The organism is Rhodopseudomonas sp. AAP120 (genome assembly GCF_001295845.1).
GTDB lineage: Bacteria > Pseudomonadota > Alphaproteobacteria > Rhizobiales > Xanthobacteraceae > Rhodopseudomonas.
In genome coordinates, this window is the sequence record NZ_LJIC01000124.1 from 15,525 (window position 1) to 29,578 (window position 14,054).

The window sequence follows — 14,054 nt, forward strand, 5'->3', positions numbered from 1 at the left end:
TCAGCCGGCAGGTCCGACGGGGAGGGGCGCACTCGGTCGCTGGGATGGCGCGACGCCATTGAGCCGGGTCCGGGCGTAAGCGAAGGCGGTGAGCGCAAGGCCGGCGACAATGGCGCCCGATCGCCCCAAGGCGCCCGCTTCGCCGCGGATCGCTGCGAATAGATTGAGGGCGAGGGCCCGAGGCAGCACATCGCGGACATAGCGGCTCTCTGGGCCGAGCCCGGCCACGGGGCCGGTCAGCCTCGTCAGCACCGCTTTCGCGGTGCCTTCGACGAGGCAGCGCTGGACGAAGTATCGCCAGGTGGTGCGCTGAGCCGGCACGCAGTGGCGGACCCGCGCTTCGCGCTGGTACGCCCAGTAGCCGCCGGGGTTGAGCTGTGCGGTCCGGATGCAGAACTCGGTCTCCTCGCAGCTTTCGGCTTTGCCGCCGATGCGGGCCTTGCCGTTGACCGAGAACCCCAGCTTACGGCGTCCGAGATCCGAGGTGAACCCGCCGGCGCGGCGCAACACTTCGGTTCGGACCGACATGTTGGCACCCACTGGATTGCGGATGCGGTCCCCGTCAGTGTGCATCCCCGCATAGGTGCAGCCGACGACCCAGAGGAATTCGTCGGGAAACCAGGACGGGCGCGGCGACCGCCAGAGCGGCTCGACCGGGCCGCCGGCGCCGAGCACGGCAGGATTCCGATAGGCCTCCAGCAGCGCAGCCAGCCAGCCGGTCTCGGCGACGGCGTCGTCGTCAAGGAAGGCGATGACGGCGCCGGTCGCATGGTTGACGCCGGTCATCCGCGCGCCGGACAGGCCGGCGGGTCCGTCGTTGGCGAGCACGGTCACGCCGGCAATCTCATCCGCGGCGCGCCGATGCAGCTGTTCGTTGTTGTCGATGACGACGATAATTTCACGCGGGCGCGGTGTCTGCCCGCGGACCGATGCCACGGCCCGATTGAGATCGTCCCAGCGATCGACCGTGTGGGCGCAAATCACGATGGAGGCGTCGATCACATCGCTCATGGGGTCTCTCGGCCGGTTGAGGTGGGGCTGATGCCGTTCGCGGCATGGCGCTTCCGAACTGCTGCGGCTCTGAGCGCTTCCCAGATCGGGCTGCCGTCGTTGCGGATGTCGAACTGATCGTGAAGGTCGACCGGGTAGCGGCCGCTATCTTGCAGCGATACAAGCCGCCACACCAGCCATCCTGCGCAGTCCGGATCGCGGCTCAACGTGTCGAGCCAACGCGCATAAGCATCTGCGACATTCGGGTTGGATCGTGCGTAGCCGAATTCTTCCAAAAGCACGGGCTTTCCGGCGCGCGCGCCGAGACGACAGAACTCGCCGATGACGCGGTCGAACTGGCCGACGGAAAGTGCGTAGTAGAGCGGGTATCCGTGCCAGGTACCGAAGTCCAGACCTGGTACCGCGAGGTCGGCCATCCGGTCGAGAAAGCCGGCGTGGCCGGATCCGACAAGATGATTAGGATCCAGCGATTTGATGTAGGCCGACATCTCGGCTGACCAGCCCAGACGCAGCGATTCCGGGGCCGCGTTGCCCTCGTTCATCAACTCCCAGGCCATGATGGCCGGATCGTCGCGGTAGGCGAGGCCCGTGATCGAATTGATCCGCCCGACCACGTGCTCAACCCACTTCCGATAGTCGGCCTTGGTCCGGGGATCTTCGAAGAAGAATGTCGACTTGTCCGTGCTGCCGTACCAGGCCCGCATCTGTTGGGCGCCGCCGGTGTAATCCCAAAAGTCGAGAAAGGCCAAGATCAGTTTGAGGTTTCGCTTCCCGATTTCGGCGAGCAGGAAATCGACTTTTTCCATGCCGTCGGGACCGCCGTTGATCGCCATGGCGCCGGTGACCGGGTCCCAGTACAGCAGATAGGTTCCACCCACACGGAGGCTGCTGGCATCCGAGCCGCCGCGCCAAGCCCAAATGGTTGGGTTGCTACCATCCAATGATCCGATCACCGGCTGCAGAAAGGTGCGAACGACGTTGGCTCCCATGGCCACGGCGTCGTCGAGGACGCGCAGGACCTCCTGGCGGGAGCCGAAGGTCAGATAGTGATTGTTGACTCCGGCGACGTAGAAGGGGGCGCCGTCGAGCGTGAATGAGGTGCCGGAGGTCTTCACAAAGTTGGCCGGCGCTCGATCGTCGGCGCCAGACACCTCCACAGCGGCGCAGAGCAGCGCGAGAGCGACAACCGCCGCTCCGATGCTCCCTCGACGCTCCTTCATCCGGCACCGTTTTGCGTTCATGCGCCGAACTGACTACGGCCGAGGCCGCATTGCCAGCTGTCCAGAGGAGCTACCCCCATCGAAAGCCGCGTTGTGGGGCTCTCTTGCGGCATAGAACCGGCGGTGCATGCAGATAAGGTGGAACTAGCAGCCCCGGCGTGCGGCGGTGTTCAGCAATCCGCTCGCCGATGTGAGCTTGCTCTTTGCGGCCAGCCTCCGCTCCCGTCCGCGTTCCCGCCTGGGGCCGGAGGTCCCCTGGCCAGAGGATACTTCGTCGGAGGGACGGCATTCCGGCTCCCCTTTAGATCATTATGCCCGCGATGGTTTCTGATCCAGTATTCGCCGCGGACCGAACGGGCACCCTTGGCGCATGCAGATCTGCCTCAATCTAGACCGGTCGCGACTGTTTCGTTGGCAGGCATGGCTGGCGGAGGCTCTTGCCGCTGTACCGGGCCGAGAGGTTTCGCGCACATTCGCCGGGCAATCCCGTCCGCTTCCGCCCGGGGTGTTGCTGCTGCTCGACCTCGAGAGGTCGATTTACCGGCTCGACCGCAAGGGCGCCACGGAGCGAGCGGAGGCTGCCATCCTGGCGCTGTCGCCGCGATCGACCGAGTTGCCCGACGTGGTGATTGATCTCGCCGGTGACGGAGCGCCGCCGTCTGGACGACGTACACTTACGCCGACGTTCAACGGTGTTCCGGGTGAGATCGGCGTCATGGCCGCGCTGACCGCGGAGCGGGACATTCTGATCGAACTACACGACACGGCGCGCCCGCAACGGCCGTGGACGGCGCGACCTGCGAGCCCCGACCGTGAAGTTTTCGCCGCCACGCTCGATGCGGCCTTGTCGTGCACTGTTGCGCTCGTTCTCAAGGCGATCGACGAGAGGCGGGTGAGCGCGACCGACACGGTTGCGCCGGCGGCACACGCGCCCACCGGGTTCGGAACTGCGGCGTCGTTGGCCTGGGCGAGCGCGGTGGTCGCCGCTAAGGCAATCCGTCTGCTCGGCATCTTGGCGAAGGGAGCCAAGGAGTGGCGTATCGGCTGGCGGGGAGATAGCGGCCGCGCCAGCTTGCTCGACCGCGGCGAGGCGGTGTTCCGCGTCCTCACCGGCGGCGTCGGCAGCTATCTTGCAGACCCGTTTCCATTTCGACACCGGGGCCGCGACTTCATCTTTGTCGAGCAGTATCTGCATTCCAAGAACAAGGGCTGCATCGCCGTCGTGCCGATGGACGAGCAGGGCGTGGCTGGCCCCGTCGAAATCGTCCTCGAGGAGCCGCATCATCTGTCATATCCGATGGTGTTCGAGCATGCGGGCCAGATCTGGATGATCCCGGAGGCGGGAGAGTCGGGGAAAGTCACGCTCTACCGCGCGGAGTCCTTTCCCTACGGCTGGAGGCGCGAGGCCGACTTGGCCAGCGGCACGGAGGACTACGACGTCACGCCGCTTTTGGACGATGCCGGTATCTGGTTTTTCGCGGCCGAGCGGCTGTGGCGGTCCTCGTCATGGGACATCCTGAACATCTACCGGGCCGACAGCCTGACCGGCGCCTGGAGCTCGCACAGCGCGGGACCTGTGGTGATCGATGCGGCCCTGAGCCGTCCGGCGGGCGATTTCATCCGGCGGAACGGACAGACGCTCCGACCAGTTCAGGACTGCACACGCGGTTACGGTTGCGGATTGACGTTCTGCCGCATCGATGCGCTCGACGCTTTAGACTTCGCCCAGACTCCGGTCGGCCGCATCAATGCGGGAGCGCATGGTTGTCATACTTATAACCGGCGTGGCGGCATCGAGGTGGTGGACCTGTTCGGTCGGGTCCCTAACTCCAAGGAGGTAACTCTTTCGTATGAGCCGCTGTCTGCGGCCTTACCGGGGAGCCGATCCTCCGAGGACTCCGTCGCTGCGGTGGTTGCCGAGGCCGGATGATCGCGGCGCCTGTCACTCGGAGCGGTTCCTGAGCTCAGCGAGTGCACGCTTGCCCCGGCGAACCATCAGTTCGACGCGGCGCTCGATGGTATCGCGGCCGACCACGATCCGTTTCAGGGTGCGCTTGGCGTTGCCCAGGCGCGACTTGTGAGCGGCCGATCCCGCCATGAAGTCATAGCCCCGCTCCCCGCGTGACAAACCGTCTTCGATCGCCAGAACGTGGCTCAGCAGACCGGGCTTCAGCTTGGCGTCCTCTTGGTACAGGAAGCCGCTTTGGTACTGAAGGATCTCACCGTCCTGAATGAAGTTGTAAAGCACCCCGATGGTTTGGTCGCCGACCGTGGTCCGGGAGATCCGGACCGCGCCGGTGGGGACGCCGCGTGCGATCAGGTCCTCGTGAAAAGGGCGGAAGGCCGGATTGGCGAAGGCTCCCTTGCGTCCCCAGCGAGCATTGTGAAGTTCGGCCAAATCCGAGAAGGCGGCGAGCGCTTCCGGTACGGTGTCCACGACGCGGTGGGCGACCGGCCCGCGTTCCTCATAAAGCCGTGAGGTGCGGCTGACCGCCTGGCGCGTATTGCGACCCAGCGAGGCGCGATAGTCTTTGCCGAGGCGGCGTACTTCGTCGAAATCGACCCAATGCGCGGTATCGACGTTGGTGACGTCGGCAAGCAGTCCAGCGTCGGCGGCGGCGCAATCGGCCGCGGCGGCAAGATCCGCGGTGATCCCGGACAGCACCAGCTGATCGGATCGGCCCAGATGGCCGATGACGCGATCGACACATTCCATGAAGACGGCATCGCCCGCTGAGCGGTCGGCCACGATGCCGTTGTATTCGATAGCAAGGCGGTCGAAACGCAGGTCACCGGTCTCGTGAAGAAACCACCTCGCGCGGGGGCGAAACGCCAGGCGCCACGTCTTGCGACGGCAGAGCACGGCCATCCCGACGGTCTGACCGGACATCACGGCGGTGACGAGATGCGGTTCGGCATCTTTTGGCAGGTGCGCCAGCCATGTTCCGATCCACAGCCACGACCTGAAGAAGGATGGAGCCGCGCGCGCTTCCAGATCGCGCCATGCGGCTCCGGTCGTGGCGAGGTCGCGCAACGGCTCGATCCGCACCTCTATGGTGCGGGAGCGCTCGACGCCGTCGGACGTGATCACACGCAACAATGGCTGCGATGGCTGCCGCGACCGGGCGGGTATGCTCGATATCGACATCTGCGACATTACCAGCTCCGGGGTTTCGACGGCCGAATAGCCGGCGTCGTATGGCGTTTCGCCGCCAGCCTATCGAAACCTTGTGACCGGAGGCGCGGAGAGTGAAGCTCCCCGTGAGGCTACCGCCCGGATAATCGGTGTAGTCTATCGTGATTACTCCATTGGGCAGCCGGCCGGTGGCGATGCCGGGAGGCCCAGCACCACGGCACCCCGCTAGTGCTAACTGGCTACCCACTCATTGCTCTTTCAACGTCGCCGAGCTTCGAGGAACCTCCAGCCATTCGACTTTGGCAAGGAGAAACGCAACCATGAACGCTCCGGTGCCCCATCCTGTTACCGAGGCCGTCCTGGCCGACTCCGCTGGGATCCGCAATTCGTCGCCAATCAATTTCAGTCTGCCACCCACATTGTCGCTGCCGCGCGTCAGTTTCATCGTTCCGACGCTCAACGAGGCGAAGAACCTGCCGCATCTGCTGCCCAGAATCCCGGCCTGGGCCCATGAGGTCATTATCATCGACGGGAGATCGACCGACGATACCGTCACAGTCGCGCGTAATCTGCGCTCGGACGTCAAGATCGTCATGGAGCCGAGGAGGGGGAAGGGGGCCGCGCTGCAGGCCGGCTTCCGTGCCGCCACCGGCGATATCATCGTGATGCTCGACGCCGATGGCTCGATGGATCCCGACGAGGCCATCCTGTTTGTCGGCGGGCTGATGGCCGGCGCCGACATGGTGAAAGGCTCCCGGTTCTTGCAGGGCGCCGGCACGGACGACATGTCGCTGATCCGGATGCTCGGCAACTGGGGCCTGACCACGACCGTGCGGCTGTTGTACGGCTGCGCCTTCTCCGATCTTTGCTACGGCTACATGGCCTTCTGGACGCGGCACGTCGAGACGCTGAAGTGCGACTGCGACGGGTTCGAGATCGAAACGCTGATCAACGTGCGGGCTCTGAAGAACCGGCTCAAGATTGTCGAAGTGGCCAGCTTCGAAGCGCCGCGCATCAGCGGCCTCAGCAATCTGCGCGCGCTCCCGGATGGTTGGCGGGTTCTGAAGACGATTTTGCGTGAGCGGCTTCTCGGGCAGGTGTCCCCGGTCGGCTACGGCGTGCCATAGGTCGGAGACACGCCGCATCGCACCGAAGCCAAACTAACCAGCAAGTGACAGGTCTGAAGCGGTGATCGTTCGATGCGAATTCTGATGGTTGCCGCGCGCTGCCACCCGTTCATGGGCGGCATCGAAACTCACATCCGCGAGGTTGGCCCGCGACTGCAGTCGCGTGGCCACACCGTCGAGGTGCTCACCACCGATCCGTCCGGAGAACTCCCGGTCGAGGAAGATGTGGCGGGCATGTGGGTGCGGCGGGTCCGGGCCTGGCCGAAGAACCTCGACCTCTACCTGGCTCCAGGGATTTACTCGGCGATCCGCGAGGGGGCCTGGGATCTCATCCACTTCCAGGGCTACAGCACCTTCGTGGTGCCGATCGGTCTATTCGCCACCGTCCGTGGTGACCTGCCGTTCGTGCTGACCTTCCATAGCGGTGGGCACTCGTCGCGCCTGCGCAACGCGGTCCGTGGCACGCAACGAGCGATGTTGCGTCCACTGATATCGCGCGCTGACCGGCTGATCGGCGTGTCCCAATTCGAGGCCGACTTCTTCAGCGCGCGGATGGGGGTGCCGCGCGAGCGGTTCGCGGTGATTCCGAACGGGGCCGCGATGCCTACGCCCAGCCCCGGCGTCCGGGTCGATCCCAACCTGATCGTCTCGGGCGGTAGGCTGGAGCGCTACAAGGGGCACTACAAGGCCATTGCGGCCATGCCCGAGGTCATTCAGCGGCTTCCGCAGGCCCGGCTTCACATTGCCGGGGCCGGTCCCTACGAAGACGCGCTGCGCCGTCAGGTGCGCAAGCTCGGCCTCGACGATCGCGTCACGATCGGCGCGATCCCGGGGGGCAATCGGCAGCAGATGGCGGACCTGCTCGCCAGCGCAGGCCTGTTCGTGTTGTTCAGCGAGTACGAGGCGCATCCGGTCGCCGTGATGGAAGCCCTCGCGCTGCGGCGCCCGGTGCTGGTCAGCGACACTTCGGGGCTCGCCGAACTCGCCGCCAAGGGGCTGTGCCGGGCCATCCCGTGCCACGCCGACGCCGCCGAGACCGCTGCGGCGATCTGCAGGGAGATGACGACCCACCGTACGTTTCCCGACCTCGCACTTCCGGACTGGGACGACTGCGCGGACGCGCTGATCGACGTTTATCGTGGTGTGATGAGTGCTCGAGCCGCCGCACGAGGCTCGTCCGGCGACCGCCGGCTGCCGCTTGTGCCGCGGGCAGAGCCGCGCCGATGAACGCCGGCGACGTCACCACGACAGCCTGGGCGGCGCCGGTCAGGAATGGCGTGCGTCAAATCATGGCCGCGATCGGGCCAGATGTTCGTGGCGATCCAGCCGAGGTCCGGCTGCAACCGACGAACCCTGGCGCCGTCGCGCTGCTGTTCCTGATCATCTCCGCCGCAGTGCTGCTCGTGGTGCTGGGGCAGGGCGCGGGCCGACGGGGCGAGGCGTGGGCGCCGCTGCTGTTCTGGTTCGGCATCGTCCTCATGGTCGTTCCGATCAGTTATCGCATCGCATGGCCCGACGTTTCGCGCAGCGAACGCCTGGTTCTGCTGGTGCTGCTGGTCGAGGCGATGTTTTTTTGCAAAGCGATCTATTCGCCGACCAGCTTCGCGCCGCATGACGAATATTTGCACTGGGTCGCGGCCGACGATCTGATGACGGCCAGGCGTCTGTTCCTGTCCAATCCGCTGCTCGAGGTCGGTTCGACCTATCTCGCCTTGGAAATACTCGCGACGTCGCTCGCCGACCTCACCCGCCTGTCGCTGTTCGCGTCCGCGATGGTGCTGCTGTCTGTGCTCAAGGGCACCTTCATCGTCGCGCTGTTCCTGCTCTACGAAAGGATCACCGACTCGGCGCGAATTGCTGCGGTCGGCTCGCTCGCCTACATGGGCTGCTCGACCTTCTTCCTCTTCGAGGCGATGTTCTCCTACGAGAGCCTCGGCATCGTGCTGTGCGCGTTGGCGTTCGCGATCGAGGCAGCGTCGCGGAATTCGTCCGGGCCGCAGAGGACCAAGGCGCTGACCGTGGTCGGCCTATTACTTGCCGGCATCGCCGTCACGCACCATCTCTCGGCCGTCTATGCGGCGATCTATCTCGGAGCGGTAGCGGTCCTCGATTTGATCCGGCGGGGCGGAACTCGGCAAGAGATCAAGCTGGTCGTTGGTGCGGGCATAGCGGTCGCTCTTCCGCTGCTCTGGATGGAGCTCCGCGGCACTCACCTGAGCGCCTATCTGGGGCCTGTGATCGAGAGCGGCATCAAGACGTTGCTGGTGAAGCTGCATGGCGCGCCGACGCGGCCGCTCGATGCGCTCGCCGAGGCGACGGCGCCGTCGCAACCGATCGTCACGCGGATGATCACGCTACTCGGCGTGATGCTGACGGCGGTCGGGCTGGCGACCGGATTCTTCCGGTCGCTGGCGCTTTCGTCGGCCGTGGCGAGCCGGCGCGGCTGGCGGTCTGTTCGCGATGTGCTGGCTCGGCATTGGGATGACAGCCGCATCGTGCTTCTGACGCTGCTGGCCTTCGGGTTTCCGCTTTCGGTGGTTTTCCGCCTCAGCATCGGCGGCTGGGAAATCGGCAATCGGATGGGGACCCTGGCGTTCTTCGGCGTCGGGCTGGTGGTCGCGGTCGGCATTGTCCATTTCTGGCAGGGCGTGAGGCCGCGTGGATGGCGACTGGCAGCACCGCCTCTCGCTCTCAGCGTGATCGTGCTGAGCGGCATCACCAGCGCCTCGCTCGATCTGATCCGAGGGCCGTATCGGGTGGCGGCGGATGCGCAATCGGTCGAGGCGATGGCGGTCGGCACTGCGCGCTGGACCAAGGAGTGGATGGGCCCCGGTAACCGTTTTACGTCCGACCGCGTCAATCGTCTTCTGCTCGCCGGATACGGGCGCCAGGACGTACGGCTCGATATCGCTCCGGGCGTCAACTCGGCGCGCGTGTTCGCGAGTGCAACGCTATCGGCCGACGATTTCTGGGCGCTGGCGAAGAGCGACGTCGACTTCCTGCTGGTCGATATGCGCCTCACCGTCGATCCGCCAGTGCTCGGCTTCTACTTCGAGCCATGGGAGCCCCGGACCGGCAAGCCGATCGCAGCGGATGCGTTGCGCAAGTTCGAAGACATCGAGGGCGTCGGGCGCATCTACGACAACGGCTTCATCCGGATCTACGACATGAGGGGGATGCATGTTCGCCCCTAGCAACCGCGACCTTCTATTGTGCTGCCTGTTGGCCAACCTGGCTGTGCACGCCGTCGCGATGACGGACAACGCGGTGCTTCGGACCCTCCTGTGCCTTCCGCTGGCCATGTTCGTCTGCGGTCACACGTTGATCCGAGCGATCGGAATCCTAGCGACCTCCATGGCCGAGCATTTGGCCTACGCGATCGGCGCGAGCCTTGTGGTCGGAATCGCCGGCGGCCTAGTGCTCAACGCGGTGGGCGCGCTGTCTCCGCTCGGCTGGGCGGCGTGGTTCTGGCTGGTCGTAGTCGGGTCGTCGTTGACGGCGATCCGCGGCGGGCGAGAGGCCGCTTCGCAGGCCGATCCATTCCGGGACTTTTCAAACAGCGTACGGCCGTGGCACGTTGGAGCGGTCGTCCTGTCTCTGCTGATTGCGACCGGAGGCTATGCGCTGGCGGTGCGGGACGAAGCGGCGCAGCAACAGTTCAAATACACCGAGTTGTGGTTGCTACCAGCCGATGACGGCGGGCGTCTGAAAGTCGGCGTGCGCAGCGGCGAGGAGACGAGCCAGCGGTTCGACCTCGAGGTTGTCCTGGACGGCCGTGCGCTTGCCGCCTTCCGCTCGCTCGAGATCGCGCCCGGCGAGACCTGGGCGCAAGAACTTGTGGTCACGCCCGGGGCGACGCCGCGACTTGCGGTGGCGAGGCTGTACCGGCCTGACGACAACCGCCTCTACCGCCGCGTCTCGGCACTGCTCGCGCGAAGCTGAACCGCAATGGAGCATCCATGCGCATCCTGCTGCTATCGCAGTTCTACCCTCCGGTAATCGGCGGGGAGGAACGGCACGTCCGTAATCTCGGCGCCGCGCTGGCGCAACGCGGGCACCAGGTCGCCGTCGGCACTTCAGTGCATCACGGCTCGCCCGATACCGAGATGGACGGCAATGTCCGGGTTCACCGTCTTCGCGGAACGCTGCAGCGGTTCGCCGGTCTGCATGCCGACGCGGACCGGCCGCACGCGCCGCCATTCCCGGATCCCGGACTGGCACTCGCGCTCAAGCGACTGATCGCGGCGGAGCAGCCGGACGTCATCCATGCCCACAACTGGATCTACGCCTCACTGCTGCCGCTCAAGGCCCTTGGTGGCCCGCCGCTGGTGATCACCATGCATGATTACGGGCTGTCTTGCGCCAAGAAGAACTTCATGCACCTGGGGCAACAGCTGTGCGATGGCGGTGGACTCTCGAAATGCCTCGGCTGCGCGAGCCGGCACTACGGCGCCGTGAAAGCGACGGCGACCACGCTCGGCAATTGGGCGTCCGGGTTTGCTGCACGACGGATCGTCGACCGCTTCATCCCGGTGAGTCATGCAGTGGCGCGCCACACCGGCTTGATCGGCGGTCGCGCGCCCTTCGAGGTGATTCCGAACTTCGTGCCCGACGATGTCGGCGTGCTCGGCGCCGAGGAGACCTGCCTGCGTGATTTGCCGGAAGGCGAGTTCATCCTGTTCGTCGGCGATATGATGCGACTGAAGGGAATTCACGTTCTGGCGGAGGCGTATGCGCGGTTGCGACGGGCTCCGCCTTTGGTGCTGATCGGCCGCTCCGCGCCCGACACGCCGCGGGACTTTCCGCCGAACGTTCGGGTCATGGGGACGTGGCCGCATTCAGCGATCATGCATGCCTGGCGACGGTCGCTGATCGGTGTGCTGCCTTCGGTCGGTCCGGAGGCCTGTGCGACGGTCGTGATGGAGGCGATGGCCTCGGGGAAGGCCGTGGTGGCGAGCGATATCGGCGGGATGCCCGACCTGATCGACCCGGAGGAGACCGGATTGCTGGTACCTCCCGGCGATGTCGCAGCGCTCGCGACGGCGATGCAGCGGCTGATCGACGACCGCATGCTTCTGAACCGGCTGGCGACGACGGCCGCGGCGCGGGTCGAACGTCTTAAGGCCAGCGCTGTCGTCCCCAGAATCGAGCAGGTGTATCGGGACGTCTTGCAGAAGGCGTCGCGCGGCGTGCGGGTGCTGGAAGCTACGGAGGGCGCGCCTTGCCCCTAGAGAGCTCGAGATCGCTCGCCGGTGTGGGGGAGGCGGTCAGGAAGAGCGCGGCGCTGCTTCGGAATTCCGGAGCGCTGATGCTCGCGACGGTGGTCACTGCCGGCTTGGGGTTCGGCTACTGGTGGTTGGCGGCGAGATTTTTTCCGCCCGAGGTCATCGGCCGGGCCGCCGCGTTGCTATCGGTGATGGGGCTGTTGGGACTGCTGGGCGACTCCGGCCTCGGGACATTGTTGGTCGGAGAGCTCTCCCGGTACCGAGGAAGGGTCTCCGGGTTGGTCAGCGCGGCGACACTTGTCGCCATGGCGCTGGCCGTCGTGCTCGGAATGGTCTTCGTCCATGCGGAGCCGCTGTTTGGGCAGGCCAACCTGATCGCGAGCCGGCATATGATGCTGCTGTTCATCTTCGGCAGCGCTCTCACCGCGTTCACGATGGTGGTCAGCCAAGGACTGCTCGGCGCTCTGAACGGCACTGCCAGGATGCTTCAGCAGGTGGTGTTCTCCATGCTGAAGCTCGGCCTGATCGGCATAGCCGCTGTGGTCGGGGCGACCAACGAGATCGCCATTCTGACGACCTGGATTGCAGGCGCCATAGCTTCCTGGATTCTGGTCGATCGCATGACCGGTGGTGCGGTACGCGGTCTGCTCGGCCGCCCGGATTTCCCTCTGCTGCACGCGCTTCGGCACAAGGTCCTCGACCACTACGCGCTCGACGTCGCCCTGCAGGCACCGGGGCTGATCGTGCCGTTTCTGGTGGTGGTGATACTGACCCCGACCACCAATGCGGCCTTCGCCGTGGTCTGGATGCTGATCGCCACGGCCGCAGCGATCCCGGCCGTGATGGCGACGGTGTTGTTTCCGGTGGTGCGCGCAAGTCCCAAACAGTCACGGCATAATTTCGCAGTGTCGCTGGGCGCATCGCTGCTGTTCTCGACCGCCTGCGCGATGTTCGTCCTGGTCTACTCGCGGGAGATCCTGGCCGCTTTCAATCCGGCCTATCCGGACATCGCCGGCTCCAGCTTGCGATTTCTGGGCTTCAGTCTGCTCGGATCGACGCTCAAATTTCATGCGTGCACGCTGGCGCGGTTGAACGACGCCATGCGCCGATCATCGCCGTGGTTCCTGCTCGGAGGAATCCTGGAGCTCTGTTTCGCGGTGGCCGGCGCAAGTTCGGCGGCCTCGAAGGCCTGGTCGTGGGCTGGACCGTCGCCGTTAGCATCGAGGGGACGGGCATGGTGCTGTATGCGGCCTACGCCGCCTTTTCCGGACGGGCACCCCGGCCGGCGAGGTCGGATGTGCAGCCGCCGCCTCGCTCGACGCTCGACAAGGCTCAAGGCAAGCGAGTGCCGCCATTCGAGAGTCCCGCTGCGTGCGAGCCGCCGTCAGGCGGCATCTACCTCACTGCGAAAGGAGCCGACACATGACCACGAGCCCGCTGCCGATCGCCCAGACCAGATTCGCGCCACGCTATCGCCATCCCGGCGGCTCGACCGCATTCGGGACTAATCTCGCCTACCGCCTCGGCAAGCTGAAAGATCTTGGGCTGCTCGAGGGAGTCTGGCTCGACTGCGGCTGCGCGGACGGTGGCTACACCGAGGCCCTGGTGGCCGCCGGCGCCGCCAGGGCGATCGGGGTCGATCCCGAACAATCCCGCATCGACGAGGCTTTGCACCGCAGGCACGCCGCGCTGGAGCGGGGCGATCGCCGCGCTCAGCGCACGGACTATCTCTGCTGCACCGACAATTTCCCGCTGCCCGATGCGTCGGTCGATGCGGCTCTGATGAACGAGGTTCTTGAGCATGTTGCCGACGAGGGGGCGACGCTGCGCGAGATCCGTCGGGTGCTGCGCCCGGGCGGCCGACTGGTGGTGATCAGCCCGAACCGCTGGTTTCCCTTTGAAGGCCACGGCATGCGGTTCATGGGCCGCGATTTCGGGTTTCCGATCCCGCTGCTCCCCTGGTTGCCCTATTGGATGGCCACGAAGGTGATGTCGGCTCGCAATTACTGGCCGCACGAACTGCGCGATACGGTGGCCGCCGCCGGCTTCGATATCGAGAAGGTGGATTACGTGCTGCCGGTGTTCGAGCTCTATCAGTGGATGCCGGCATCTGCGATCTCGGCCTATCGCCGCTTGATGCCGATCATCGAACGCTCCCCGCTGCGCAGGTTCGGAGTTTCGACCATGATCGTGGCCAGGCGCCCCGCCTGACGGCAACGCCTCGCCGAGACGTAGTTCGCGCCGCGTAGCAGGCATCCCGTGCCGGTCAGGCTTCTCATCGCCTGCCGCGAATTCTGCTGCCGCGATCGGCGTGCGCCGACCATTTCGGGATGCG

The 14,054-nt window shown here is 65.6% G+C and carries 11 protein-coding genes; 8 read left to right on the forward strand and 3 right to left on the reverse strand.

Features of this window, described 5'->3' with window-relative positions:
- Both IP86_RS18850 and IP86_RS18855 read right to left on the reverse strand, forming a co-directional pair.
- Positions 1 to 1,011, reverse strand: coding sequence for a glycosyltransferase family 2 protein (locus IP86_RS18850; protein WP_054163969.1), 1,011 nt, complete (start codon positions 1,009 to 1,011; stop codon positions 1 to 3).
- The gene (locus IP86_RS18855) at positions 1,008 to 2,231 is read right to left on the reverse strand and encodes a glycoside hydrolase 5 family protein (protein WP_054163970.1); all 1,224 of its coding nucleotides are present in this window, start codon (positions 2,229 to 2,231) and stop codon (positions 1,008 to 1,010) included. The genes IP86_RS18850 and IP86_RS18855 overlap by 4 nt, the downstream gene beginning before the upstream one ends.
- 370 nt (positions 2,232 to 2,601) lie before the next feature.
- Here IP86_RS18855 and IP86_RS18860 point away from each other — a divergent pair, with 370 nt between their 5' ends.
- A complete protein-coding gene (locus IP86_RS18860; RefSeq protein WP_156332551.1) occupies positions 2,602 to 4,161 on the forward strand; it encodes a glucosamine inositolphosphorylceramide transferase family protein in 1,560 nt (519 codons plus the stop codon).
- Between the two features lie 12 nt (positions 4,162 to 4,173).
- Here IP86_RS18860 and IP86_RS18865 read toward each other — a convergent pair whose 3' ends face one another.
- Positions 4,174 to 5,388 (reverse strand): GNAT family N-acetyltransferase, encoded by a 1,215-nt coding sequence (locus IP86_RS18865; protein WP_082364096.1) that lies wholly within the window; start codon positions 5,386 to 5,388, stop codon positions 4,174 to 4,176.
- A gap of 152 nt (positions 5,389 to 5,540) precedes the next feature.
- Between IP86_RS18865 and IP86_RS18870 the strand changes: the two genes are divergently transcribed.
- The 7 genes from IP86_RS18870 to IP86_RS18900 all read left to right on the forward strand — a co-directional run bounded on the left by IP86_RS18870 (position 5,541) and on the right by IP86_RS18900 (position 13,930).
- Positions 5,541 to 6,494: a glycosyltransferase family 2 protein gene (locus IP86_RS18870; protein WP_245290665.1), complete on the forward strand. Its 954-nt coding sequence runs from the start codon at positions 5,541 to 5,543 to the stop codon at positions 6,492 to 6,494.
- Between the two features lie 72 nt (positions 6,495 to 6,566).
- Positions 6,567 to 7,721, forward strand: coding sequence for a glycosyltransferase family 4 protein (locus IP86_RS18875; protein WP_082364099.1), 1,155 nt, complete (start codon positions 6,567 to 6,569; stop codon positions 7,719 to 7,721).
- Complete coding sequence (locus IP86_RS18880) at positions 7,718 to 9,688, forward strand: putative glycosyltransferase family protein (RefSeq protein WP_054163973.1); 1,971 nt, start codon at positions 7,718 to 7,720, stop codon at positions 9,686 to 9,688. Before IP86_RS18875 ends, IP86_RS18880 begins: the two co-directional genes overlap by 4 nt.
- Positions 9,675 to 10,436: a hypothetical protein gene (locus IP86_RS18885; protein WP_054163974.1), complete on the forward strand. Its 762-nt coding sequence runs from the start codon at positions 9,675 to 9,677 to the stop codon at positions 10,434 to 10,436. Before IP86_RS18880 ends, IP86_RS18885 begins: the two co-directional genes overlap by 14 nt.
- Positions 10,437 to 10,453: 17 nt before the next feature.
- A complete protein-coding gene (locus IP86_RS18890; protein ID WP_054163975.1) occupies positions 10,454 to 11,725 on the forward strand; it encodes a glycosyltransferase family 4 protein in 1,272 nt (423 codons plus the stop codon).
- 23 nt (positions 11,726 to 11,748) lie between these two features.
- Positions 11,749 to 13,227, forward strand: a complete 1,479-nt coding sequence (locus IP86_RS18895) for a lipopolysaccharide biosynthesis protein (protein WP_054163976.1) — start codon at positions 11,749 to 11,751, stop codon at positions 13,225 to 13,227.
- The gene (locus IP86_RS18900; RefSeq protein WP_054163977.1) at positions 13,142 to 13,930 is read left to right on the forward strand and encodes a class I SAM-dependent methyltransferase; all 789 of its coding nucleotides are present in this window, start codon (positions 13,142 to 13,144) and stop codon (positions 13,928 to 13,930) included. The genes IP86_RS18895 and IP86_RS18900 overlap by 86 nt, the downstream gene beginning before the upstream one ends.
- Positions 13,931 to 14,054: the final 124 nt, after the last annotated feature.